23 protein-coding genes and 1 pseudogene are annotated in these 20,895 nt (G+C 59.9%); 13 read left to right on the top strand and 11 right to left on the bottom strand.

Going from position 1 to position 20,895, the window contains the following annotated elements; all coding sequences use genetic code 11:
- Nucleotides 1-213: 213 nt before the first annotated feature.
- The 6 genes from LB557_RS31740 (at nt 214) to LB557_RS06630 (ending at nt 5,217) form a co-directional block, all read left to right on the top strand.
- Nucleotides 214-723: a hypothetical protein gene (locus tag LB557_RS31740; RefSeq protein ID WP_318013341.1), complete on the top strand. Its 510-nt coding sequence runs from the start codon at nt 214-216 to the stop codon at nt 721-723.
- Complete coding sequence (locus tag LB557_RS31735; RefSeq protein WP_318013340.1) at nt 720-1,040, top strand: hypothetical protein; 321 nt, start codon at nt 720-722, stop codon at nt 1,038-1,040. The genes LB557_RS31740 and LB557_RS31735 overlap by 4 nt, the downstream gene beginning before the upstream one ends.
- A gap of 5 nt (nt 1,041-1,045) precedes the next feature.
- Nucleotides 1,046-1,243, top strand: coding sequence for a hypothetical protein (locus LB557_RS06645; RefSeq protein ID WP_140824493.1), 198 nt, complete (start codon nt 1,046-1,048; stop codon nt 1,241-1,243).
- 582 nt (nt 1,244-1,825) lie between these two features.
- Nucleotides 1,826-2,479, top strand: coding sequence for an outer membrane protein (locus tag LB557_RS06640; RefSeq protein ID WP_224643172.1), 654 nt, complete (start codon nt 1,826-1,828; stop codon nt 2,477-2,479).
- 864 nt (nt 2,480-3,343) lie between these two features.
- On the top strand, nt 3,344-4,834 hold the full coding sequence (locus LB557_RS06635; RefSeq protein ID WP_224643171.1) for an ATPase domain-containing protein: 1,491 nt from the start codon (nt 3,344-3,346) through the stop codon (nt 4,832-4,834).
- The gene (locus tag LB557_RS06630) at nt 4,831-5,217 is read left to right on the top strand and encodes a hypothetical protein (RefSeq protein ID WP_224643170.1); all 387 of its coding nucleotides are present in this window, start codon (nt 4,831-4,833) and stop codon (nt 5,215-5,217) included. Before LB557_RS06635 ends, LB557_RS06630 begins: the two co-directional genes overlap by 4 nt.
- A 185-nt stretch (nt 5,218-5,402) precedes the next feature.
- Here the strand turns inward: LB557_RS06630 and LB557_RS06625 are convergent, their stop codons facing one another.
- The 4 genes from LB557_RS06625 to LB557_RS06610 form a co-directional block, all read right to left on the bottom strand.
- Nucleotides 5,403-5,723 (bottom strand): hypothetical protein, encoded by a 321-nt coding sequence (locus LB557_RS06625; protein ID WP_181166507.1) that lies wholly within the window; start codon nt 5,721-5,723, stop codon nt 5,403-5,405.
- 678 nt (nt 5,724-6,401) lie between these two features.
- Nucleotides 6,402-6,911 carry an Hsp20/alpha crystallin family protein gene (locus LB557_RS06620; RefSeq protein WP_140620004.1) on the bottom strand — a complete coding sequence of 170 codons (510 nt, stop codon included), beginning with the start codon at nt 6,909-6,911 and terminating at the stop codon, nt 6,402-6,404.
- A gap of 89 nt (nt 6,912-7,000) precedes the next feature.
- Entirely contained in the window at nt 7,001-7,477 is a 477-nt protein-coding gene (locus tag LB557_RS06615) for an Hsp20 family protein (RefSeq protein ID WP_140661240.1), read from the bottom strand.
- 1,009 nt (nt 7,478-8,486) lie between these two features.
- Nucleotides 8,487-8,945, bottom strand: a complete 459-nt coding sequence (locus LB557_RS06610) for a hypothetical protein (protein ID WP_224643169.1) — start codon at nt 8,943-8,945, stop codon at nt 8,487-8,489.
- Between the two features lie 992 nt (nt 8,946-9,937).
- On the opposite strand from LB557_RS06610, the gene LB557_RS06605 reads away from it, so the two are divergent.
- The gene (locus tag LB557_RS06605) at nt 9,938-10,114 is read left to right on the top strand and encodes a hypothetical protein (RefSeq protein ID WP_181166508.1); all 177 of its coding nucleotides are present in this window, start codon (nt 9,938-9,940) and stop codon (nt 10,112-10,114) included.
- A 119-nt stretch (nt 10,115-10,233) separates the two neighbouring features.
- Here LB557_RS06605 and LB557_RS06600 read toward each other — a convergent pair whose 3' ends face one another.
- The 3 genes from LB557_RS06600 to LB557_RS06590 are packed head-to-tail and all read right to left on the bottom strand — an operon-like array spanning nt 10,234 to nt 12,027.
- Nucleotides 10,234-10,455, bottom strand: coding sequence for a hypothetical protein (locus LB557_RS06600; protein ID WP_224643168.1), 222 nt, complete (start codon nt 10,453-10,455; stop codon nt 10,234-10,236).
- A complete protein-coding gene (locus tag LB557_RS06595) occupies nt 10,452-11,699 on the bottom strand; it encodes a type II toxin-antitoxin system HipA family toxin (protein ID WP_224643167.1) in 1,248 nt (415 codons plus the stop codon). Before LB557_RS06595 ends, LB557_RS06600 begins: the two co-directional genes overlap by 4 nt.
- Nucleotides 11,692-12,027 carry a helix-turn-helix domain-containing protein gene (locus tag LB557_RS06590; RefSeq protein ID WP_010185539.1) on the bottom strand — a complete coding sequence of 112 codons (336 nt, stop codon included), beginning with the start codon at nt 12,025-12,027 and terminating at the stop codon, nt 11,692-11,694. Before LB557_RS06590 ends, LB557_RS06595 begins: the two co-directional genes overlap by 8 nt.
- 471 nt (nt 12,028-12,498) lie before the next feature.
- Between LB557_RS06590 and LB557_RS06585 the strand changes: the two are divergent.
- A pseudogene (locus LB557_RS06585) lies at nt 12,499-12,650 on the top strand (SOS response-associated peptidase); the annotation flags it as partial.
- Between the two features lie 165 nt (nt 12,651-12,815).
- Here the strand turns inward: LB557_RS06585 and LB557_RS06580 are convergent.
- From LB557_RS06580 to LB557_RS06565, 4 genes are all read right to left on the bottom strand, one after another.
- A complete protein-coding gene (locus LB557_RS06580) occupies nt 12,816-13,238 on the bottom strand; it encodes a hypothetical protein (protein ID WP_224643177.1) in 423 nt (140 codons plus the stop codon).
- Between the two features lie 460 nt (nt 13,239-13,698).
- Complete coding sequence (locus tag LB557_RS06575) at nt 13,699-14,400, bottom strand: response regulator transcription factor (RefSeq protein ID WP_224643166.1); 702 nt, start codon at nt 14,398-14,400, stop codon at nt 13,699-13,701.
- Nucleotides 14,401-14,593: 193 nt separating this feature from the next.
- Nucleotides 14,594-15,757, bottom strand: coding sequence for a M24 family metallopeptidase (locus LB557_RS06570; protein WP_140620123.1), 1,164 nt, complete (start codon nt 15,755-15,757; stop codon nt 14,594-14,596).
- A gap of 32 nt (nt 15,758-15,789) precedes the next feature.
- Nucleotides 15,790-16,554 (bottom strand): GntR family transcriptional regulator, encoded by a 765-nt coding sequence (locus LB557_RS06565; protein WP_140619994.1) that lies wholly within the window; start codon nt 16,552-16,554, stop codon nt 15,790-15,792.
- Nucleotides 16,555-16,732: 178 nt separating this feature from the next.
- Here LB557_RS06565 and ehuB point away from each other — a divergent pair, with 178 nt between their 5' ends.
- The 5 genes from ehuB to LB557_RS06540 all read left to right on the top strand — a co-directional run bounded on the left by ehuB (nt 16,733) and on the right by LB557_RS06540 (nt 20,880).
- Entirely contained in the window at nt 16,733-17,617 is an 885-nt protein-coding gene (ehuB, locus tag LB557_RS06560) for an ectoine/hydroxyectoine ABC transporter substrate-binding protein EhuB (RefSeq protein ID WP_224643165.1), read from the top strand.
- A gap of 98 nt (nt 17,618-17,715) precedes the next feature.
- Nucleotides 17,716-18,375, top strand: a complete 660-nt coding sequence (locus LB557_RS06555; protein ID WP_224643164.1) for an amino acid ABC transporter permease — start codon at nt 17,716-17,718, stop codon at nt 18,373-18,375.
- Nucleotides 18,365-19,024, top strand: coding sequence for an amino acid ABC transporter permease (locus LB557_RS06550; protein WP_140619990.1), 660 nt, complete (start codon nt 18,365-18,367; stop codon nt 19,022-19,024). Before LB557_RS06555 ends, LB557_RS06550 begins: the two co-directional genes overlap by 11 nt.
- An 8-nt stretch (nt 19,025-19,032) precedes the next feature.
- Nucleotides 19,033-19,830: an amino acid ABC transporter ATP-binding protein gene (locus LB557_RS06545; RefSeq protein WP_224643163.1), complete on the top strand. Its 798-nt coding sequence runs from the start codon at nt 19,033-19,035 to the stop codon at nt 19,828-19,830.
- Nucleotides 19,831-19,845: 15 nt separating this feature from the next.
- Nucleotides 19,846-20,880 carry a succinylglutamate desuccinylase/aspartoacylase family protein gene (locus LB557_RS06540; protein ID WP_140619987.1) on the top strand — a complete coding sequence of 345 codons (1,035 nt, stop codon included), beginning with the start codon at nt 19,846-19,848 and terminating at the stop codon, nt 20,878-20,880.
- Nucleotides 20,881-20,895: the final 15 nt, after the last annotated feature.

Raw genomic sequence — 20,895 nt, 5'->3', positions numbered from 1 at the left:
CACAGGGACGTGCAGTTGTAGAAGTGCAGATGCTCTTCAATATGCTGGGCGCTGTGCAACTTGCCGGGAATAGGCGGACCAAGCTCGGACAGCTTTGTCATGCGGGCTGCAACATCCCGCCCTGGTAAAGGTTCCGCAACCATTTTAGCCAAAACTGATTGAACTGCGGTTCGTGAGTGCTGTGTATGGGTTTGAAGGTTCAGTAAGCGGCTGATGCCGATCCTGGTTGAGAAGCCTCCCGAGGGCGAAGAATGGATTCGCGAAGTCAAGTGTGACGGCTATCGATCTCAGTTCACCAAGGATGAGGGCGGCGTGCGGATTTTCACGCGGCGCGGACTCGACTGCACGGCCAGATACCGAGACCTCGCCAAGGCAGCCGGCGACCTCAATGTCGAAAACGCCACCTTAAACGGCGACATCATCGTGCTGAACGAGGCTCGGATCTCGGACTTCGGCCCGCTGCGCAATGCCATCACCAGCCGGCAGCATGACCTCTATTTCGTAGCCTTTGATCTGCTGCACCTCAACGGCCATGACCTTCGGGATGTGGCGCTGGAAGACTGTCGCGACATCCTGGCCGACTTGATCCCGCCGCACACCAGGATCCACTTCTATCAGCCTTTGCCCGGCCATGCTGCATTTTCCACCTTGTCGAGCAGCCTGGGCTGGAGGGCATGGTGTCGAAGCGCAATGACCGTATATACCGGAGCGGCCCATCGATGAACTGGGTGAAAGCAAAATGCCATACGGTGGCTGAATACGAGGTACTTGGCGTCGAACGTGAGCCGGGCAAGCCAGCCTTCGCTTTGATGGCCGATCGGAAGACCGGCCAGTGTGTCGGTTCTACCTTCACCAATTCCAGCCGAGCAATCCGAGAACGGCTGTGGAAACGCGTCCAGGAGCATGTGCGACCGGCGCCCAAGGGCATGAAGCGGCCGGCAACGCAATGGGTCAAGCCCGGCATCATCGGCCGTGTGAAGCATTTGCGAGGCGAGGAGGATTTGCGGCACGCTACATTGCAGAACTTTCGCGAGGAATGAGTAAGATGGTCGTCGCAAAGAATGATCAGGAGCGTATCACCTGTGCCTACGCCTGGATGTATGGCCAGCAGGCGCGCAAGGATGGCAAGGAACGCGCCGTGCCTGAGTATTGGCACGAGCATGCCGAGGCCTGGCTACAGGGCTTCGACGGACAGCCTTTAGAAGGGCCGGGTGCAGCGCCCCTTAGCAGAGGCGGAGCTTGACGAGGCCGCCAATCGGCAAGCCGGGAAAGCAAAGCGCCGATCGACCTTATCGCCGAATGAGCACGCGCGGTGCGCCGTGCCATGGCCGCCCCGATCAATGATGCGGATTCAAGTTCGCTCATCCGCCGAGGTCGAACAGATGGGCAAACAGCTTCTCACTTTAAAACGGCGCGCCAAGCCTGGACTTATCCGATCATCATCCGCGAGGAGCTCTCGGCCAACATGGCGGGGTTTCCTAGGACTCGTGCCTGGTTGGGGATGGTGGCGGCCGCCCACTACCGGTCATCTCCCGCGGCGAGACCGGCGCCAGTAATGGAGGCCATTTAGGAAAAGTACGCCGACAGCACCACGGGCGAGTTGGTGCGATCCTTCGCTTGTCGGCCGAGGCCGACGGATCTCCGTGATGTTTGAACAACCGTCCTTTGACGCCCTCTCATCCGGACCGATGGTATTCCATTGGGCTAACCCACTCCCCTTTCTGAGCCGCACCGCGCTAGCACCCGAATCAGGTCAAATGTGGCGGAAATACAACTGCACGCGCCGGGAAGCTCTGCTACCAACGGACAGGTTATGGGGGCCACTATGAAAAAGCTGCTTCTTGGTCTGTCGCTGTCTCTGCTGGCGTCCTCGGCGTTTGCTGCCGACGCCATCGTCGGAGAAGCCGCGCCCGTTTTTATTTGGACAGGCGGGTATGTCGGCGTCCAAGCAGGATATGCTTGGAGTGATGGCAATATACACCAAAATAATGGACCGGGGTTTATTGAGCCAGACCCTGACGGGTTCCTTGGGGGTGTCTTCGCTGGTTATAACTATCAGATGTCAAACGACGTCGTGATTGGTGCGGAACTGGACTTCGTGTCCGCCAATGTCGATGGCAGCGGCCAAATATTTGCCGCTCCTGGTCTGCCATTTCCGGGCGGCGTCGGGACTGAGGAGCTCAACTGGAGTGGGGCGGCAAGACTTCGCCTGGGATATGCCGCCGATCGCTTTCTTCCCTACATCGCGGGTGGCGTTGCATTTGGAGACATCGGCATCAGCAGTAACACCGGCGTAAGTTCTTTCGGAGATACATTCACGGGATGGACGATAGGCGCGGGCTTGGATTATGCCATGACGGCCAATCTGCTGCTGCGCGCCGAGTATCGCTATACTGACTTCGGCAAGAAAGCATTGCCGGCGGGGGTTGTTGATCTGACTACCAGCGAGGTTCGCTTAGGCTTCGCCTACAAGTTCTAGTCCCCTGAGCCCAATAGAGCCTGTCGCTTACCACGATAGCCTTTTGCGCAAGGATTAGCCGCTGACTGGCTGTTGTGAGCTTCGGCGATTTAGAGCTCGCATAGCTTTCCGCCCATCTTCGAGATTTACCTTCATAGGCAAAGGTAAAGTTGACAGTCACGTATCGGCCTTCGCGTTAGGTTCGTTCGCCCAGCCTTCAGGCAATCGGTCAAAGACACCAACCCTACTTAAAGCTCAGTGGGGGAATCACGCCGAGCTGTTTTTGGGAAGATATGTGCAACGACCAAGCGCACGAGGGAGCTAGGCGCAACGCAAGTCCCCAAAAAAGCCTTCACTGGGTATTTGGCCCGTTCGGGGGAAGGGTACTCCGGGGCAGGCAAGGGGCGCTGGTTTAGGGCAGCGCCTCCTTCGATGTCGTCGTCGCAAGTAGAGCGATCCTGGCAATAGCGAGGACGCGCCGTCGCGGTCGCACCTTTGGGAGGCGCACGACTGCCTCTGCATTCTGCATCCTGGGACGCGTCTGCTTCTTTACCACTCGCAGGCTCGTTCGGGTAGGGCAGGATCGGAAGCCTGCCGGTCTAGGCAGTGCCAGGATGCTTTGGCGGCGGCTTGTTGCTCGTTCAATAGCAACCGACTGAACCCCGGGAGCTAATGCGACCGCGACGCTTTGAGTTTAGTTGAATAATGTCGGCCCTGTTGACCGGGCAGAACACCAGGCGACCTCGTTAAGTGACGTCCGAGATGGTCTACCGATGAGCGGCTTTACGACAACTCGCAGCGCCCGTCGGGCGCAGGATTGCCTCATAGGAACCTTTAAGAAAACCGGCCGTTGTTGGCGGTCCACCAGACCACAAAGGGGGCCACTTGGACCAGGATGATGCGGCACCGACACCGACTGGCGTACCAGGATTGGACTATGTCCTGCGCGGGGGATATGCCAGATACAGATCGCATCTAATCGAAGGACGTCCAGGCTCAGGCAAGACGACGCTCGGCCTGCAGTTCTTGATCGAAGGCGTCGCGGCAGGCGAAACCTGCCTCTACATCACCCTTTCTGAGAGCAAACGTGAGTTGCTTGCGGTCGCAACTCGTCACGGCTGGACCCTCGACGGCATCGTAATCCTTGAACTTGTGCCTCCGGAATTGAGCCTCGATCCATCACAGTTGCAGACGCTGGTGCACTCTTCCGACCTGGAACTCGGCGAAACCGTTCGATCCGCGCTGGCGGAGATAGAAACGCTGGAGCCTGATAGAGTTGTTTTCGACTCTCTTTCGGAGATTCGCCTTCTTTCGCAAGGTTCTTTGCGGTATAGGCGGCAGGTTCTGGCCTTGAAAAGCTTTTTCTTGCTCAACGACGCGACGGTCCTGCTTCTAGATGATCTCACCGCTGAGCATGACGACTTCAATCTACATTCCATTAGCCACGGCGTGATCCGCATGGAGCAGCTATCGCCAATCTATGGCAGTGAGCGCCGCCGTCTGCGGGTCATCAAGATGCGCGGTGTCGAGATCCGAGGTGGGTTCCATGATTTTGTCATCCGCCCCGGCGGAGTGATTGTGTTTCCGCGGCTTGTCGCGGCCGAACACGAAGAAGGATTGCACGGTCCCCCAGCCCTCAGCGACAGTTCTGTGGACGCACTCATGGGAGGCGGGCTCGCTAGGGGTACCAGCACCCTGTTGATTGGCCCCTCCGGTGTTGGGAAATCCACTATCGCCTCATCCTATGGCCATGCTGCGTTGTTGCGGGGTGAGCGCGTGCTGGTGCTCCTATTCGACGAAACCAAACGGATCTTTCTGACGCGTGCTGCCGGTGTTGGATTGGATCTGCAGAAGTTTGTTGACCAAGGGGCGCTTCTCCTCGAACAGATTGATCCAGCCGATTTGTCGCCGGGCGAACTATCAACCCTGATTCAAAAGGCCGTCGAATTGTCCGACGTGCGCATTGTTGTCATCGATAGCCTCACCGGATACTTAAACGCCCTAGCGGAACAACAGTATCTTGTCCTGCAAATGCATGAAATTTTGACTTACCTCAATCACAAAGGCGTTGTGACCATTCTGCTGCTTGCCAATCACGGGCTCATTGGCAACATGTCCGTCCCGATTGACATCACTTACCTCTGCGATGCGGTTATGCTGCTTAGGTTCTTTGAGAGCGGCGGTCGGCTCCGACGCGCGATCTCTGTTGTCAAGAAACGGGTTGGGCCGCATGAGGACACCATCCGGGAATTCAGGATCGGTAGCCAAGGTCTTGCTGTGGGAGAGCCACTGGCAGAGTTCCGGGGAATTTTGACGGGCGTGCCACTTTTCGAGGGAAAATCCTCGGAACTTCTGGAAGACAAGGACCGGGCATGAACGCCCGTGAGGGAGACGTGCTAATCCTTGCTCCGCTCGGGCGAGATGCCAAGCTAGCGGCCTCCATTCTCGCCGAAAGCGGGATCTCTACACAGATCTGCAAAACCCTTGATGAGGTGGTGGCAGCACTCGAGACTGCCAGATGTCTCGTCGTCACCGAGGAAGCTTTGCTTCACGCTGATCGTACTGCGTTGGCAGCCTGGCTCGACATGCAGCCGGCTTGGTCGGACTATCCGATCGTATTGCTGGTGATGCGGGAGACGGAGTTCGACAAGCGGCTAAATTTTCTCGACCGGCACTTGATCGTCCTTGAACGGCCGTTCCTGGCCTCGAGCTTGGTCAACTCGGTCCGCTCGGCACTGCGTGCCCGTGGCTCGAGATAGCGATCGAGCTCGGACAACCGATGCGTAGGTCTCGCCAGCTTCGCTCTCGCCAACTCCGTAAAGATCGCGCTGGCGGGCAATCGGCGATGCAGCTTTTCGACGGCGGGCTGTACCGCGGCAATGATACTGCCGGTTTGGCTCGAATCCGCCGGCAGCGATAAGAGAACCTGGCAGGAGGATGTCACCTATTCGAACGAGACCTTGTCGATCCATAGGCTTGGGCGCTTGGCGGCATGCTGGATCTGCACTGTCGCCGTGCCCATGCCCATTTCGACACTCGCTGCCTCGATGAGAGCGCTGCCGTCGGCTGAGACGCGGAGGCGCATTGTCGTGGGAAAGCGGAGACGGGACAGTAGGCAGTCGCCACGCCGATCAGCCATTGGCCGTCGCACTGAGACCGAGGCTCTCGTGCCTGAACCATCCCCGTCGGCGGCAACCTCGCATTCGAGCGCGAGCAGCGCCTGCTCGTCTTCATCGAGACGCGACGGCCGACTGTTCTCAGGCATGCCCTTATTGGTCGCCTGGTCGATCAGGTACTAGGGTCTAGGCCTAGTTCATCAGGATCGAGCGCTTCGCCTCCAGCGCCAGCGTCAGATCGCGGACCAGGTCCATAGGCGATGTCCAGCCATCCGAACCGGAGGATCGTCGGGAGTGGCCGCACTGTCGAGGGCGCGCCCGCACCACTCCTGAAGGACGGCAAGTCCGAGCCGATCAAGCACAGCATCCGAGAAAGCTCGCGTCGAACTCCCGGCCTGTGCAGGCATCTCATCGAGCTGCAGGCAACGGCCTTTGCCGACCAGCCCGATCGGGGAGACGCAGGTCAGCCCCTGCTGCTCGGCGTAGCGGATGGCCGATTCCAATGTCGGAAAGCCAAGCTCGACCTGGGCCAGCGTGTCATCGCCGCTCGTCTAGCCCACCAGGGCTCGGCGAACGGCGCAGTGCTTCGCTCGAAACGAGGCGCCAGCCCCCCAAGCGTGCCTTGCCGGACGTGGTCAATGCGCGCGACCGCATCGTCCGGGAAGAGCGAGCGCTTCATCGAAAGGCTTGTGCAGGTTGTCGTTCGACGGCCACCCCTGTGGGTTATAACCTGGTTCGGTCTGTCGACCTGTCTGGTGTTCATCCCTGCCTGCCTGAAGGACGCTGCCGGCGGCGGCCAGCTGCCCGCCGCCGGCGCCTGCCACGGGTTAGCTCTTGATGGCGATGCGCTTGACCTGCGACTGCGCTCTCTCGCTCTTGGGCAAGGTCACGGTCAGCACACCATTGCTGAAGCGCGCGTCGACCTTGTCGTCCTTGACCTCGTAGCCGAGTGGGATGCGCCGCTCGAAGTGGCCATAGAAACGCTCGGAGAACTGCCGGTCCTTGTCCTCCGTCTCGGAGTGTTTTTCGCCCTTCAAGGTCAGCACTCCGTCGTCGAGCAGGACTTCGATGTCCTTCTCTTCGAGGCCAGGTATCTCGGCTGTCACCTTGATCTCCTTCTCACTGTCGGAAATCTCGACGCTCGGCCAACCGCCGCTGAAGGCGGAAGGAGTGTTGAAAGAGGGAAGGTTCGAGCCGAAGCCGCGAAAGACGTCGTCGAACAGCCGGTTCACCTCGCGATGCAGCGACAGGAACGGGTCGCGCTCGCTATCGCGGAACACAGTTGGAGCCTGGTTGCCGTTGCCTCGGTTCCAGGGGATCAGATCACGGACATTCATTGTTCTTCTCCTTCTGTTTGTTCGTTTGTTTTCCCGCCGGCGCCGGGGAGTGCCCAACGCCGTGCCCAATGTGCGCTTTGGGGGCGGCTTTAGGCGGCCTGCTTCTCGGTCTCGATCTGCTTCGTCTCGACCTTGGGCAGCGCCTCGCCGGCCGCAATCTTGATCTTGCGGGGCTTCATTTCCTCGGGAATCTCGCGCTTGAGATCGATCGACAGAAGGCCATTGACTAGGCTTGCGCCTATGACCTTCACATGGTCGGCCAACTCGAAGCGGCGCTGGAAAGAACGCTCGGCCATACCGCGATGCAGATAATGGCCGGTGTCCTCACCAGCCTTTTGACCCGACACCATGAGCATGTTCTGCTCCTGGGTGATGGTCAGATCGTCCTGCGAGAAACCGGCCACCGCCATGGTGATGCGGTAGTCGTCCTCGCCAGTCTTGGCGGTGTCATAGGGAGGCCAGTTGTCGATAGTTTCGACGCGGCTCGCAGCCTCCAGCGCGTTCAGCATTCGGTCGAAGCCGATGCTCGACCGGAACAGGGGAGAAAAGTCGAGAGTGGTTCTCATAGCCACATCCTCCTTTGAGCAATATGGATACAAGGTCTTCGGCCGCCGGATGCTCTCCGGCCGGCATACCGGCCCCGATGGCGCCGGCGGTCATGATTTAGTTCACTGGATTGGCTGTTCAAGAGGCCGGCGTCTTACTACGAGGCCTTTAACCTGAACCCGACTGCGTGATGATGCGGACCCTGCCCCTAGCGACTCCTGCGCGACCGGCACGCCGGCCGAGGTGATGCGGGCGACGACGAGATTCTATGAGGTGCTTTTCGAAGCGGCTGACAAGCGAGTCGCGCTGCGTCTGATGCGCACGCCCTCGGTCCAAGGCACCTCCCTGCGTCGCGAAGGGTCGGTTCCAGTCGAATACCACAACCCGCTCGCCTGAACGCGCGGATGGAAAAAGGGGCAGGTGATCGGATTGAGATCGGTTCGATGGTGCTTGTGGGCTGTCTTCTCGATTGCGCTCACCGCATGCGCAGGGCAGCTCCAAGCGCCCTAAATCCAAGCTCAGCGCCGCGGATGCAACGGTTCTCCACCTGACGAACGTCAAGATCAACGATCGGCTCAGGCATAGCAAGTTTGCGGAAAGCTCCGAAAATCGTGCAACTGCTCGGAGGGCGATTGGCTTCAGGCCAAACGCTTATGGATACAATGTGGGCCTCGGCGACGGACTAGGGATAGCGGTTGCCGGGGCGTTCGGAGCGTCGGCAGGGTCGCGGCGACAACAATCACCAGACGCTTCACGATTGGCAATTCTACCCAATCCAAATTCAAGGCAGCTACACATAAATTTGAAATCGACACGCCCCTTCGTATCAAGCCGACATTGAATGCATCGCGGATCGGCTTTAGAAAGAGGTACTTACAATCTTAGCTATTGGGAGGTAGCTATGATCGAAAGCCGTACAGACATCGCGCGGGCGATGATCGACGCCACCTTGACCTCGCGCCACCGCTCAATAAATGACATCGCGTCATTCGTCGTGATCTGGACCAGTCCAGGCGGGCAGTTGCTGCATCACGCGCCCTTCTTAAGCGGTTGCGCCAGCGCAATATAGACGAGGCGAACAGAAACGTTGAGCAACACCCGGTGTCCGCGTTCGATGCCGACATTCTCCGCAACGTCTTTCAGAATTTGGTTTTGGAAGCGAAGGCACCGGAGTGTCAATGGCGCGACCTCGCCCAGACCCTTGTTTACGAGTTTACCGGCTGTAAGCGGCTTCAATCCGGCTTGATAGACTGGATCGTCAGAAGATGATCGCTGGGGCCTTGAACCTCCAGAAAGTACTCGGGATGTCTTTTTTATTGAAATACCGATTGCGGCGGACTTATTTGAAATCGACGTTGCCCGTCGCTTTCCAGGGAGGCTGTGGTGGATAGCGTGGTCGTGATGCTGAACGGCAAGGTTCTGCCTTGCATTGAAGTGTTCGAGGGCGGCGGAGAATGGTTCGTACGCGTGCTTGAGAAGGACCGGCAACTCACCCGCTCATTTAGACTGGAATCATTGGCGCTGTCCTATGCGCAAAGCCAGCGGCTACGCTTGGGGCTGGATGAGGGTCCTGCCTCCAGGCCAGCCGTAGGGCGTAACAAAAACCCCCGGCGCTGGGTGAGTGCACCGGGGGCTTTAGGCATGTACAATAAACCAAGCATGGCCACTTATGAGTCTGAGCTAATATCGTAAATGAATGGTGAAGGTCGGCACGTCGTAATGCTCGGCGTGACCGGGCTGCCGACATTGCAGCAGCGCGTCCGCGACCGTTACTGGCCCGGACGCGGCCGGCTTATGCGGGGCCTCGCAATTTCTCGACCCGGATCGAATGCACCCACGGCCAATGTGGACAGGGTTTCGACCAGCGACTGAAGATGGAACGGCGGCGACGCTAGGCTCCGTTTCTCGCAAGCGCATTGTGCAGACGCGCGCGGCGACCACGAGCGGGAGGAATGCACCACCTGGAACTGGTGCAGAATAACAACAGAGAACAACTCGTCCACTCTTCGGCCCGCTCCCTGACGGTGACGGGCTTTTCAGGCGGCGCTGACCATCACGGCATAGCCTGATGCCCTTAAGATCAGCGAAACAGGTATCCAGTTTAAGATCTCGGGCAGGCCAGCCATTGGTCAGCTGGCAAAACGGCAAAACCACGCTTGGATTGTGAAGAGTTTCCCGGTGTTGACGATCGAGAACAACTGCCAACACCGTCCTTAAGGAACACTTAGGCCTGGAACGGAATTGTCGCCAGGCCGACAATGAGCGCCCCTTGTCTTTCGCCATAAATCGACGTGCCGGAACAATGGCGAATAGTCCGCCCAGCCTCGCGGGATTCTATTAAAAAGTGAAACTCAGCCCGTGGCCTCATGGGGCGGGCCTGCCTCTTTTTATGGAGCGCCTAGAGTCCGAATGACGGAGTCCAAGGGCTGGTCTCGTAGCCAAGGCGCGGCTTCAGACTGCTGGAATCGGCCTGAGGTGAAATGGCCGTACCGGTCGCCGTACAGTCCAATTTCGCTGCAACTGCAGCCTTGATCGAAAGGCCAGCACATGTGTTGGCAACGACTTTTGGCTTTCTTTCGTGCGCCATGGCGGCGCTCGATGCGGCGAGCAGAATTGCCGCGCAAACGATAGCGATTTTCATCGGAGACCCTTTTTAAGCGAAAGCTAATAATAGGTTAACGCTACGTAAGATCACCGTCAATAGTGCGCACCGGCAACAGGAACGCGTCCAGCTCCAGTCGCAAAGGCGCTGCGTTCCCACACGTGGGTCGGGACCTCAAAGCCGTCGCTGATGCAGCATTGCTCTGAACGTCTGATACGCGTTGTGAAGTTGTGAAGTGCTCGTGCCGAGATATAGCGCGCGTGCCGGGTCAGAGATCGTCTGAAGCACTTCGCGAATGCCGGCGTCTTCGATCTCGGAGAGGTCCAGCGCGATGGTCGCGCCGGGGGACGGGCCAAATGACGGAGGCGTGAAGTTGTAGGTGAAGGTTCGGGTCATAGCGCCAGCGCCCGCTTGAGATCGTCGTGTTCGAAGGCGCTGGCCATCCGTGTAATTTCTGCAGAGCGGGCGCCCGCCGCCTTGGCGGTTTCACGCCACGTCGCGGTCACGGTCGCGACCTCTTTGATGATTGCGCGGGCCTGCTGCAGTGTGAGGCCGAAGAACTCCGAAGCCGCCTCAAGCAGGTCGAGCGAGCAGGTGCCCTCGTCCAGGTCGATGTTCGTCGTCAGCACACGCGCGTTGAGATCGGTGGGCACAGGATTGAGGTCGTAGGCGGGAGAGAGAGACCATCCCGCCTTGCCGAGCCAAAGGAAGCCATGGTTGCGCAGGTGGTCGTCGACATTGGAAATCAGCACGTTGAAGACGACCCGCCGATAGAGGACATGAGCGTCGGTCTTCCCCTGCGCGCCATGTTGCGTAAGAGCGTCAACGATCTCCGGGTAGCTGCCGCGCTCACCGTCCTTGGCGCCCATCATGGCCATCGCTGACAGGAAAGGAATGCGGATCGAGTCGGAACGATCGAAGCGTCGGGACAGCATCACCGCCTTGCCGGCAACCTCGATTAGCTCATGGTGCGGCGTGGTAATGCCGGACTGCTCGGCCAGCCGCAGCGCGATCTCCTCCCATGTCTCCATGCTATAGTCGTCTGTCTCCTTCGGAAATTTGGCGATGGAGAGGTGTCCGTGCTGGTCGATGACCGATGCTTTCGGCCTGGCGCCGCCGAGGGAAGAGCCGGGGGCGAAGATGAGTTGAAGGTCCTCGTCCGTCTCCTCGTACCGGAGGATCCGTTCGGTGATCTGCAGCAGCCGCCCGAGTTCGATCAGGGCGGGGACGCCGGCGCGGATAGGCGCCTGGAACGCCTCTTCGCCTGCCCAGCGGAATCTGAGGGCACCCAGGCGGGTCTCGTCGGCGACGCCCAGCAGGTAATCGCTTTCCGCAAGGGTGCGAACGGCGCGACCTTCGCGTTCTGCAAGACGGCGCTCGGCGCGCTGCATAAGACGGCGCCCCCATGTGTCGGGCGCTGAGTCTCCTATGGAGCCGAAAGTCACCAGTCCGGCAGGAGGGGCGAAGGCACCGCGGGTCAGGGCAAGGGCGGGCTCAAGCGAGAACCGGTCTGGATTGGCGAGCCACGCGCCGTCGTATTCAAAAAGGATAGTCTCCGTGCCTCGAACGCGATTACTCCTCGCCAGGCCGATAGGGCGCGTGCGTCCGTCCAGGGCGATATGTACCTCGAAGTCAGCCATCGCGAGATGATCCGACTGTTCGCTTGAGATGGACGTGCTTGGGCAGTTCCGCGCTGGCCAGCGCTTGTCCAACCGGGTCGTTGCCTATGTCGGCTATCTGGCCAAGACCGTCGAGCAGGCCGAGCGCCTGAAGGACACCTGCATAAATGCCGATGCTGACATTGGTGTCCCCAGCCTCGACCTTTTGCAGGGTCGAGCGGGACGTGAAGGCGCGCTCTGCGACGACAGCCATTGGCAGCCGCCGACGCCGACGGGCATCGTGGATGTCTGCACCAAGCTTGCGCAGGACGCGCCGCACAGCGGCGGGAGGGTTATGTGGTGTAGGCATTTTGAAACCTTCACACTACAGAGTAGCGAGATATGTAGCATGAAGCTTACAATTCTCCTAGCCCTCGCGCGATAGCCATCCCATTGAGGGAGGGGGGGGTGGCGAACCAAGCACGTGACGCTATAATTCCGAGAGGCTGAATCGTGGCCGGCGTTGTCTAGCGTAGAGACGGCGGTGCGGCCGAAGTGACTTTCGGGGTGTTGTCGCCGCCGTGCCTGCCGATAGATGGTGGAACCACAATTTTCGCGATCTGGCAGAAAAAGCCAATGGTTCGGAGGCCGGTACTTTTGACGGCCTATGTAACAGTAGTATGCGGAAATCGAGAAAATATTTTAGTCAATACATCCATTTGCTTAACGTTACGACTGATAATCGAGTGAGCATGGTAGTCCTTTCGCGCGGCCAAGCGCGGATACAGCCTTGCCTGATTGGGACCAGATCGCGGCGGGGATCTGGCCCAGACCGACGACGTTGGGGAGGCCCGGTCCGGACACAGCCGCGTATCACGATCGGCGGATCGTGCTAGGGCGGAACGATTGGGGGGCTGGCTTGATCCCTCAGTATCCGTCAAATCCCTGATCCAGCCGCTTCAGGCGGGGACGCTGGGCGTGGACCAAGTGGGCGCACGAACCCTGTCGGCGGCGGTGAGGGCGCACCGATTCTCTTCATCTCCGCCCAGGTGACAGGTGAGCGGCGCCTGGTCGCTCACGACCTCCGCGGCCGCCGCTGACGCTTCGGCGGTGGTCGAGCATCTCGACTTGAGGAATGAGCCCCGTCGAATCCCTTCATCAAGGCCTAAGCAACGCACCCAGCCTTGCAAAGATGCCGCCATTCATAGCGGCGCGAACACGAAGTGCTACCCATCCGGCCTTCATCGTTGCGCCGACATGACAATGGCAAACAATGTCGTGCAATTGCCAGTTGGACAGTTCGAAAAACTTCCGGGCCGCACCATAAGTATCGTCCTCCAGGCCCTGCGCCCTCAGAATTGGGTCTTCGAACGCAACGCTGATCGGCGACGAAAGGCAACGCGCTTCGTTGCGGTCATGGGGGCTCATATATTCCGTGCCCGGGAGCGCTCCAAGGCATCGATCTGGTTGGTGTTCAAGGAGGTTTGCCCAGCGCTCAAGGCGTTGCCTACGAGTGATTGCTGGATATTCCGCGTTCACCTCCGCGATAACGTTCAGTTGTTCAAGTGTCTGGTGTTTCATAGCAAGCTGCTCCCATTGGGCCAGGTTTTCCTTGCTTTCCGAGATCGCGACAGCCCCGGTCGCCATCGCCAAGGCGTGAACCTTGCTTTCTCGGCAAAGTTCCATGGCGTCGAAAATTTGGGTGCCGCTGGCGGAGCCTCGCCGTCAACCCGGAAGTTGCCATCACCAGGCTCTCGAGCCGCAGGCTCAGAAGGCGCGAGCCACCAGGCTGGGAAAATCTGCCCTGGGCCTGCCGAACCCATTGGGAGACGCAAAATATCTGAGGGACCGCGGGCGCGCGGAGCGAATCCGATTGGCGGGACAAAAATATACCGGAGGCAACGGAGCAGTCGCGCTCGCCCAACAAGGTGGACTCTCGATTTCGGCCGACACACGGTTCTATGGTTGGCCATCAACCGCGCGGCCTCATTACTTCGGGTTCCGTTCGGCCGCCCGGCCGTTGAGGCACGGAAGAAGCGCTCTAGCCTGTTGGGCTTTCAAGCGCATATCCACCCAGTCTGACGGTGCGAATGACGTCGTGGTGAGGAGACTGCTTGATCGATCTTCTTAGCCGACTGATGTGAACGTCGACCGTGCGCGGGCCGACATAGACATTGCTGGGCCAAGCAGCCCCGATCAGTTCTTCACGGCTGAGCACCTTCCCCGGGTGCTCAAGCATATGCCGCAGCAGCTTGAACTCGATCGGCCCCAGCTCGATTTCCCGACCGCTGCAGCGTACATGATGCGTGTCGATCTGCATTTCTATGTCGCCATGGCTCAGCGATAGCGCGCTCTGCAGTTGCAATCGCGAGCGCCGGTCGGCTCCGAGCCTGGATCGCAGGTAGTCCAGCAGCTTGGCTGGCGCCAGCGGTCTGATGAAACTCTCATCGATTCCCGATTTCAGCAGCACAATGTGTTGGGGTTCCGCACCGGGCGCAATCAAGGCGATGACTGGAAGGGTACTGGTCCTGTCATCCTGTCTAAGCCGGGCGCAGCTATCCGCCATCTGATTGTCCGGCCGGCAGTCCAACAGCAAGGCCTGAACGGACAGTTCGGCGGCCAAGTCGAGCATCTCGTCGACATTGGTTGCTAACGCGCTTTCAAAGCCCTCCACCGCAAGAATGTGGCTCAGGATCAGATAGAACTCCGCGTGATCCGAGCATATGATGATCAGTGGCTTCATGGCGTCGCTCGCGTTTCGGCGGGTCGCTCGGTAGGTTGCTGGTCCCTCGTGCGCACCCGTTTACCCAACCATCTACCGGGGTTGCAAAACATCCGGCTTCGACCTTTTTCCTGTCGCTGGCCTGACGACAGTCAGCTCCTCAGCACGCGGGTGCTTTGCTGGTCCCGCACATCTGTGGGCCAGCCAACTCAGTTCAGTTGATGATTGGCAACTGCTCTGGAGAGAGCTCACTCAAAAACTGGACCCCGGCCTCGCGGATATAGATGACCTCTTCGAACTGGAAGACAGCGCCATTGATCTCCAGCTTGGGCTCCAGGTGCAAGATCATGCCAGGTCTTATCGTTTCTGGATTGGCCTTGGAGATGGACGGAGGTTCTGTGACATCGAGACCTCCACCGTGCCCGATACGTGAAACAAGCCCATAGGCGGGCGGAAGGCCGGCGTCAGACCAAAGCTGCTCGAAGGCGCCGAAAACATCCCCGCACGTCATCCCGGCCCTGACGCTTGTTGCAAGGGCCACGGTCAGCGCACGCGTTCGTTCGTAGGCCTCTATCTCCCAGTTTTCCGGCGCCCCGCCGCGAGCGATGCGGTTTCTGTCGGCAGGGTAGCCCCCATAGGTCGAGCGAAAATCCGTCCACACATACTGGCCAGCCTGCAGGGGATGCAGGCCTGGCGGGCGGCCGTAATTGAACTCGCCCCTGCAGAATGTCATGGCGATCGGATCGGCACGGTCGGCGCCGTTCATGATGATGCGGGCCTGGATCTGCCGGGAAAGCTCGACCTCGGTAATGCCGAGACGCGCCTGCGAAACAGCATCGTCGAAAGCTGCATTGACGATCTCGAAGGAAACGCGCTTTAGATCCGCTTCGAACGGCGATTTGATCATGCGCGTTCGCCACAGCATATCGACCGCGCTCTCAAGCCTGTGCCCGCGCGCCCTCAAGCCGTCGACGATCTCCAGCGAACCGCGACCGGCCATGTCCTGTCCATAGTCAACCGCGACCCGTGCAGTGGCGGCCAGGTCGCCGGTTCGGACCGCTTCGACGATGGTTTGCGCGCCTTCGGCCAGATACCCCGCGTAGTACACGATCGCGAAGGGTCGGTGCCGCGCTTCGAGATTTCTGGTCTCGATCCTGTTGGCGATGACGCGGACATCCTGATGGTCTATCACCAGGAACAAGGGGCGCGAGTGATAGCCCCAGGACAAGGTCCTGTAGTCGGTGAAGTATTCGACATTCTTCTGGTCGGTGAGGACCAGCGCGTCAATATCTTCGTCTGCCATCTCGCGTCGCACCGCGGCAAGCCGCCTGGTCAGCTCGGCCACCGCAACATCGGGTGAGGGTGAAACTGGAAGCATGATTGCCTGCTCCTGATCTAAAGCTCGTCGCGTCAGCCGGACGCCGGGTCGGTTCTCGTCCGCCGCTTGGGGGTTGCGTGATCGGCGTCGATTTCGACCACGCAAGCCAGCCGGTCGAACGGAGATTCGGTTATGCCGAACACCGAAACAGACCTTTCGGTGGTGCTCAGCCTGTAGAGGCGACGAAGGGTCGGATATCCGTTCGGAAGCGCGAACGTCTGCTGTGCTTCATTCGAGGCCGGCGCGGCATCGATCAGCAGCTTGGTCTTGGTGAAGCGCGTGCCGTGCTCGCGCAGGACATCGCCGATGAATTTGTCCCTGAACTCCTCAAGCATCTGATCGCTCACCGGGTGAGGCAGGTAGGATGTGTCGTACATGATTGGTGTGTCGTCGGCTAAGATCACCTTGCGCACGCACAGCATCAATCCAGTGGGCGGTTCAAGCACGTCGAAGGCTGGGTCTTGTATTTTTTCGCGCGTCAACGAGATGAGCTGAATGGACGGCTTCAGGCCGAGCCGCAGGGCGTTGTCATAGGAGGTAAGAGAAAAATCGAGATCGCGAATGAACCGTCGCTGCTCCCGGACAAAGGTCCCCAACCCGGGTACCGACCGCAGGATTCCGGCCGACTGAAGATCCCGCAGCGCCCGCTTGATGGTGATTGCGCTGACGCCAAAGTCCTCGGCCAGCGCTGCGGCGGAAGGCAGCGGCTGACCGGCACCGTATTGCGCATCCCGCACCCGGCGCGTGATCTCCTGCCGTACGGTTTCATGAAGAGCAGTCCCGATCTGTCCGGCCATTCTCGCCCTCGCAAGGTATACTAGGAATACCTAGCGCAACGATAAGGCGATGTCCATCCCCACGCAGGCCGGAGCGCCGAACGCGGATTTAACAAAAATAAAACTTATCCTTCACCCGATCTTGACATACCTGATATACCTGGTCTACCTGACTCAGCGTTGACCTGGAGAACACCGCATGCCCAACACGGTCGGACTGCTCAGGAAAATGGCAACTGCTGCTACGGCGGCCTGCGCCATTCTCGTTGCAGGCGCGAACAGCCTCAGGGCTGAAACGACAGGTGAGCGGGTCTTGCGCGAGGGCAAGATCGTGATCGGCATTTCGAATGGCGCGCCGTGGGGATACCGCGGTGCCGACGGCGAGCCGGAAGGCTTTCACCCCGACCTGATCAAAGCTGCGTTCAAAGGCCTCGGCGTCGATCGGGTGGAAATCGTGGTCACCGAGTTCGGCGCCCTTATTCCCGGCCTGACGGCGCAGCGGTTCGATGCCATCGCGGCCGGACTCGCCATCACGCCGCAACGATGTGAGCTCGTCGCCTTCAGCGACCCCGATCTGAAGATCGCCGACGCCGCCCTGGTCGCCAAGGGCAATCCGAAGAACGTCCACAGCTATGCTCAGATCGCAGCAAATCCTCAGATAAGGTTTGGGATTGGGCGAGGCAGCGTGACGGCCAAGAATGCTGCGGCCGCCGGTGTCCCCGAAAGCACGATGCTGCTGTTTCCCGACATACAGTCGAATGTCTCGGCTCTGCTCACAGGCAGGATCGACGTCGCCGCATTTTCAGCGCCGACGGTGGCTCGCATCTTGTCCGACCCAAATGTCAACGGCATCGAACGCGCATTGCCGTTCCAAGGCCTGCAGGAGAACGGCAAGGAACGCTTCGGCTATTCAGCTATTGCCTTCCGCAAGGAGGATGGCGACCTTCGTGACATGTATAATTCCCGTCTCAAACTCTTGAAGAGCGACGGAACCCTGGCCCACATCATGGCCAAGAACGGCTTCAGCCATGAGGAGGCAGCACCGGATCTGACCAGTGAGCAGGTTTGCGCGGGGCAGGGCTGACCGGACGCCCCGGGGATCGGCGGCAAGACACGTCGCGGCATCAGCGCGGACGGTCAGGCTCTCGGAGCACGGAGCGGCAGGATCAGGGATGTGCAGGCGTGACTATCGTTGAGATATTGGTCGGAATTTTCGCCGGCTTCCGGACCACGGCAACGGTAACCCTACTGGGCCTGGTGTTTGCCGTGCCCTTCGCCTTGATCTTCGGCGTGGCGCAGTATCTGACACGCGGCATCGCCCGCATCGCCGTCAGCGCCATCATCGAATTCTGGCGCAGTTCCGCAGTCATCATACTGCTGTTCGTCTTTTATTATGCGCTCCCTATCATTGGTATCCAAATGCCAGCGACTATTGTCAGCGCCATGGTGCTGGGGCTCAATGCGGGAGGATACGCCAGCCAGGCCGTCAGAGGCGGACTTCAGTCGCTAGACCGGGGGCAGATGGAAGCTGCCGCGGCCCTCGGCCTGCCGCGACGCCACATCCTTGTATTGATCGAACTCCCTCAAGCGTTGACCAGGATGGCACCGACCTTCATCAACCAGTTCATCCAGCTGGTTAAAGGAACGGCGCTCGTTTCCCTCGTTACGCTGACGGACATGACCTTTCGGGCAAAGGAGATCGCCGAGCTCCAATACAATCCCGTCGGCGTCTACACATCGCTTCTGCTCGCCTATTTCGTAGTCTGTTACCCAGTCGCGCTATTTGGCCGATGGGTCGAGCAGCGCATCGGCGTGGCAACGAGGTTATCCAGTGACCTTTGATCTCGAATTCGCCCTCTCGACCGTCCCCACCATCCTCAGCGTCATAGGAACCACGATCGGCGTGGCGCTGGCGAGTTGCGCGGGAGCGTCGGCGCTGGGCTTCTGCCTCGAGATCACCAGGCGGGCGGCGTCCATTGCCGGCTATGTGGTGCGCTTCATGATCGACTTCATCCGGTCCACGCCGGTGCTGGCATGGCTCTATTTTCTCTATTTCGTGCTGCCGCACTACGGGATCACGCTGCCGGCGCTGTTGGTCGGCACACTGGCACTGAGCGTCTATTTCAGCGGCTATCTCGCCGAGGTATTCAAGGCGGGCATCGACGCTATTCCTGCAGGCCAGGCCGAAGCCGCCAAGGCGCTGGGACTGAGCCAGACTGACATCGTGGTATTCATCCTGGCTCCCCAGATGTTGCGCAACGTCGCGGCCCCGGTCGGCAGCTACTTTGTCTCGATCCTGAAGGCTACGCCCTACCTCGCCGTCATCGCCGTACCGGAGATGCTGGGCAAGGCGTTGGATATCGCCTCGGACACCTACCGCTATGCCGAACCGCTGACTGTGGCCGGCATTGCCTTCCTTCTCCTCGCGCTCGCGGTCGCATGGCTGGTCGGCCGGATTGAACGCCAGCTGCTTGGGCCGACTAGAAGATGAATGAGCTCATGCGACAGGGCAGCTCCCAAACCACCGATATCGGGCAGGCAGCTGGCGCGCCAAAATCCGCCCAGCCGCCAGCGCTGGAGACGGTAGCGCTCAACAAATGGTTCGGCAGCTTTCACGCTCTGAAGGACGTCGATCTCGTTGCGGCGCAGGGCGCGCGGATTGTGATTTGCGGTCCCTCCGGATCGGGAAAATCGACGCTCGTCAGATGCCTGAATGGCCTGGAGACCTTTCAGAAAGGCGCGGTTCGGGTTGGTGGCGTGGATCTCAGTCGAGACCACAGGCAATTGCGGAGACTGCGGCGCGGGATTGGCATGGTGTTTCAGCAGTTCAACCTGTTTCCGCATTTAACGGTGATGGCCAATTGCACCCTTGCTCTGAAGCGCGTGCTCGGCCAATCGAAGACCGGCGCCGCAGGCATGGCGCTTCACCATCTCGAACGGGTGAGGGTTGCCGACCAGGCACACAAATATCCCAGCCAGCTGTCCGGCGGCCAGCAGCAGCGCGTCGCGATCGCTCGCGCGCTGTGCCTGAATCCCAAGATCATGCTGTTCGATGAGCCGACCTCTTCGCTTGATCCGGAGATGATCAAGGAGGTGCTCGACGTCATGACCGACCTCGCCAGGGACGGCACCACCATGCTTTGCGTCACCCATGAAATGGGCTTTGCCCGCGAGGTCGCCGACCAGATCGTTTTCATGGACCAGGGACGCATTGTCGAGCTCGCGTCCCCGACAACCTTCTTCACCGCGCCAAGCCAGGAGCGGACGCGGCTTTTCCTGGACAAGATGCTTCGCTGAATGGAGAAGGTAGACATGGCCGCTGAGACACGGATCTGGACCCCGGTTGACTACGAGGCCGACGGCAAGCAGTCGGACTGTCTGAGGCTGCCGCATTCGACCGACCTGTCCGCTTACGGTTTCGTACCCATACCGCTGGTCTGCATTAAAAATAGCGGCGGTCCAACGGCGCTGCTCATCGCTGGCAATCATGGCGACGAGTATGAGGGCCAGATCGCCCTTTGCAAGCTCGCCCGCGAGATCCGCCGTGACCAGGTTTCGGGGCGGCTGATCATCCTTCCGGCGCTTAACTTTCCCGCCGTCGCCGCCGGCCGCCGGGTATCGCCGCTCGACCAAGGCAATCTCAATCGTACGTTTCCCGGCGATGCCGCCGGTTCGCCCACCCAGATGATCGCCCATTACGTGTGCGAGGTGTTGATCCCAATGGCCGACATCGTCGTTGATCTTCACTCTGGAGGGCGCTCACTCGATTATGTGCCGAGCGCGCTCGTGCGGCCGGGGCGGACCGCCGAGGAACATGAACAACTGCTGCGTCTATTGCGGCTGTTTGGCGCCCCCATAAGCTTTGTCAGCGATGGCACAGGGGGTGGCGGACTGACCACCCTGGCGGCGGCGGCGCAGGACAGGGGCGCGCTGGTTCTAACCACCGAGCTTGGCGGCGGTGCGACCTTGTCCAAAGAAGGTCTGGCGCTCGCCGAATCTGGATTGAAGCGCCTGCTGAAAGGCCACGGAATCTTGCGCGAGGTCGTCGTCCAACCGGCTCCGCCGACGCGGGTCATGACCGTCAAAGGCCATAGCGCCTTCGTCTACGCCCGCGAGCGCGGTATCTTCGAGCCGGCCGCCGATATCTGCGATGAGGTGGTCGGCGGCCAGCTTGCCGGCCACATTCACTTTCCCGACCTGCCGACGCGCGAACCCGAAACGCTGCTCTTCGAAAGCTCCGGACTCGTCGCGTGCCGCAGGGCGCCATCGCTTACCGAGCCCGGCGACTGCCTGTTCAAGGTGATGGCCGACCTGGACGCCCGACCAAATCGGCTGGCACATGCTTAGCTCGGAGCCTCGGCT

This window comes from Mesorhizobium sp. BR115XR7A, assembly GCF_020165315.1.
GTDB lineage: Bacteria > Pseudomonadota > Alphaproteobacteria > Rhizobiales > Rhizobiaceae > Mesorhizobium > Mesorhizobium australicum.
This window is presented reverse-complemented; position numbering and strand designations above follow the sequence as displayed.